Consider the following 3156-nt stretch of genomic DNA (forward strand, 5'->3'; position numbering starts at 1 on the left):
GAGGAATAAGTTAAAAATCTGGTCGTCATCCCAGTCGCACGGAACGTGTGCAAACCCGCTCTTGTAAGATGTGCCTGACTGAGCAATCGACGAGTCGCACTGGATGGGCCGCACGGCTCGCGATGACATCGGCGACGGCGAGGTCGAGAAGTCGGGGCACGCCCGCGAATTCGATGCATCGGAGCAGAGCGTGGAATGCTCGCCGGACCGAGCTCGCTCTCCCGACATTTTATCGAATGCTCGCATCATCGATGAATGTCCACACTCCTGCCGCGACCCCCCTCGATGCCGTTGCAATACCCACTTTAAAGATAGGTATCCTACCGTCCGGCGCCCTTGGTGCAGCGATTGCTAGTCACTTGCATTGTCGGCGAATTGACAGCAATACGAAGGAGGTGGAAACAGTGGATATCCCCAGGCAAGCCGTTTATTTTCTGACCTCCCGCAGTTTGAAGCTCGCGACCGCCGAGTCGTGTACAGCGGGCTATATCGCGTCCCTGATCTCGTCTGTGCCGGGGAGCGGAAGCTGTCTGGATGTGGGCTTCGTGGCCTATTCACCTACGGGAAAATCGGGTTTCCTTGGTGTACGCGAAGAAACCATGAAGCGTTATGGCCTGACGAGCGAGGAAGTCGCGCGCGAAATGTCGGAGGGAGCGCTTAACCAAGAAGCGTGCTGCGCGGATGTTGCCGTGTCAAACACGGGTGTGGCGGACGCTGCTCCGGGCGACGGTCCACCGCCGGGCACGCAGTGCTTCGCATGGTCCTACAAGGTGCGGGGCGGCGAGATCGTGACCTTCAGCGAGACTAAGGCGTTCGATGGCGAGCGCAACGAAGTTCGACGCGCCGCGGCGCTCTATGCGTTGTCGCGCATCGAGCATCATTTCAACCGTCTGCCGAGACACCGAGCGAAGCGAAACGGAGGCGAGCATGACTGAACGCAAGAGCGAACGGCGGGACTGGCAGCAGCAGGTCATCCGCGAACTGGGCGTTCGCCAAGACTTCGACACCGATTCGGAACGCGAGCGGCGCATTGCGTTCTTGTCCGACTATCTGATTTCACAGGGACTTCGAACTTATGTCCTCGGCATAAGCGGTGGCGTGGATTCGTCGACGGCGGGGCGTCTCGCGCAATTGAGTGTCGAGCGCCTTCGCGCGCGCGGCTATGAGGCACATTTCGTCGCCGTGCGACTGCCGTACGGGGACCAGCGCGATGAGGAAGACGCACAACTTGCGCTGCAGTTCGTCCGCCCAGACGAAACGCTCACGATCAATGTGAAGAGCCCATCGGATGAGATGCTGCGCTCCCTCGAGCGGGGAGGCGCGCAATACGTGGACGATTTCCAGGAGGATTTTGTGCTTGGCAACATCAAGGCGCGCCAGCGCATGATCGCGCAATACGCCATTGCCGGCGCGCGACGCGGCTTGGTGATCGGCACCGATCACGCAGCCGAATCGCTCATGGGTTTTTTCACGAAGTTCGGCGATGGCGGTGCGGACATCCTGCCGCTGTCGGGGCTGACCAAGCGCCGCGTCCGCGCACTTGCGCGCTCGATGGGTGGAGATCAACGCCTTGTCTTGAAGGTGCCTACGGCGGACCTGGAGACGCTCACGCCGCAGCGTCCCGACGAGGACAGCTATGGCATTACTTACGAAAACATCGACGACTTTCTCGAAGGAAAAGAGGTGAGTGACGAAGTGTTCACGACGCTGCGCCGGTTCTACGCGGCGACGAGGCACAAGCGGTCGCTTCCGGTCGAAGCGCCTCGCGATTGACGTAGGAAATATCTTTCCGCTTTACAACCGCGCTGCGCGGGCAGCGGGGCCACGGCGATCCCGCTCATCGATACGGACGCCATCGGAAGCTTTGGAGGTACGTCGCTATTGCCGAATTTAAATCGCGGTTTTTGGGAACGGCGGTTGCTGGAACTCGAAGGTACAAACTACGACTATCGACATCATCGATTTACGGAGAAACGAATGAAAACAATCCCATTGTTTGCGCTGCTCGCTGCTTGTCTAGTCACGAGTGCACCGTTGGTTCATGCGCAGAACGCGACCGAAGCTGCATCTACCACGGCGGCCAATCCGTTGTCGGATGCAGATAAAGCGTTTGTGCAAGCAGCGTCGAGTTCCTCGTCTACCGAGATAGATGCGAGCAAGCTCGCCATGACCCGTTCCAGCGACAAGGATGTCAAGGCGTTTGCGCGCCACATGATGATGGATCACACCAAATTGACGGTGCAATTGAAGATGGCGGCGCCCAAGGGTGTAACGGTCCCGAAGGACAACTCAGACACCTCGGTACTTGATTCGCTCAAGCCGCTGAAGAATAAGGAGTTTGACAACGCCTACATCAGCAAGGTCGGGCTGGAAGGGCACAAGCAAGCGGTGGATGCGTTTCAGAAAGAGATATCGGACGGGCAGAACGCCGATCTGAAGAAGGCCGCTCAGAAAGCATTGCCGACGATCCAGCAGCATTATCAGATGGCACAGGATCTTGCAAAGCAGAAGGGCGTAGCGGCTGATTAACTACTGTCGGCCGAACGCATTCTAACGATGCACGCCACCCAATCGAAGGACGACGGGCCCCTTTCGGGGCGTGCGCAACAGAGGCATCACGTCGGATCAGAGACTTCGGTGAATGCGCGTAGCTGTGTTGTCCGGTCGCTTCCGTCAGCCGTTGCCTGCTCATGCGGGTAAACCGAGATCTGACCGAACCGCCGCTTCCTGCGTAAAGCGGCGGAAATAACGCGTCGTGCGATTCAGGCCTTCGTCGAGTCCGGTTTCCGGTTCCCATCCTAGCGTGTCGATTGCGAATCGGATGTCCGGTTGCCGATGACAAGGGTCGTCCATAGGCAACGGCGCGAAGGCGATCTCCGACGATGACCCTGTCAACGCAACAATGCGCCGTGCGATCTCCAGCATCGACAACTCATGAGGATTGCCCAGATTCATTGGGCCCGTTATGTCTTCTGGCGAGTCCATCAGGCGAATGAATGCGTCGATCATGTCGTCCACGTAACAGAAGGATCGTGTTTGCGAACCGTCACCGTAAATCGTGATCGGCTTGCCCGCAAGCGCCTGCATCATAAAGTTGGAGATTACCCGGCCATCGCATGGATGCATCCGTGGTCCGTAAGTGTTGAAGATCCGCGC

At 58.3% G+C, this 3156-nt stretch carries 4 protein-coding genes; 3 read left to right on the forward strand and 1 reads right to left on the reverse strand.

Going from position 1 to position 3156, the window contains the following annotated elements; genetic code table 11:
- The first annotated feature begins 404 nt into the window (after nucleotides 1–404).
- The 3 genes from JWR14_RS04565 (at nucleotide 405) to JWR14_RS04575 (ending at nucleotide 2529) form a co-directional block, all read left to right on the forward strand.
- Nucleotides 405–935, forward strand: coding sequence for a CinA family protein (locus JWR14_RS04565; RefSeq protein ID WP_299702083.1), 531 nt, complete (start codon nucleotides 405–407; stop codon nucleotides 933–935).
- Nucleotides 928–1773: an ammonia-dependent NAD(+) synthetase gene (gene nadE / locus JWR14_RS04570; RefSeq protein WP_299702078.1), complete on the forward strand. Its 846-nt coding sequence runs from the start codon at nucleotides 928–930 to the stop codon at nucleotides 1771–1773. Before JWR14_RS04565 ends, nadE begins: the two co-directional genes overlap by 8 nt.
- Before the next feature lie 204 nt (nucleotides 1774–1977).
- Nucleotides 1978–2529, forward strand: coding sequence for a DUF4142 domain-containing protein (locus tag JWR14_RS04575; protein ID WP_299702086.1), 552 nt, complete (start codon nucleotides 1978–1980; stop codon nucleotides 2527–2529).
- Nucleotides 2530–2688: 159 nt separating this feature from the next.
- Here JWR14_RS04575 and JWR14_RS04580 read toward each other — a convergent pair.
- Nucleotides 2689–3156, reverse strand: a 468-nt coding sequence (locus JWR14_RS04580; RefSeq protein ID WP_299702081.1) for an NAD-dependent epimerase/dehydratase family protein, incomplete at its 5' end; no start/stop codon positions are given.

The organism is Caballeronia sp. (assembly GCF_028292365.1).
GTDB lineage: Bacteria > Pseudomonadota > Gammaproteobacteria > Burkholderiales > Burkholderiaceae > Caballeronia.

What these genes read in the sequence shown, in the direction of transcription:
- JWR14_RS04575 (WP_299702086.1), top strand. Translation starts at nt 1,978, where the DNA reads ATGAAAACAATCCCATTGTTTGCGCTGCTCGCTGCTTGTCTAGTCACG.
- nadE (WP_299702078.1), top strand. Translation starts at nt 928, where the DNA reads ATGACTGAACGCAAGAGCGAACGGCGGGACTGGCAGCAGCAGGTCATC.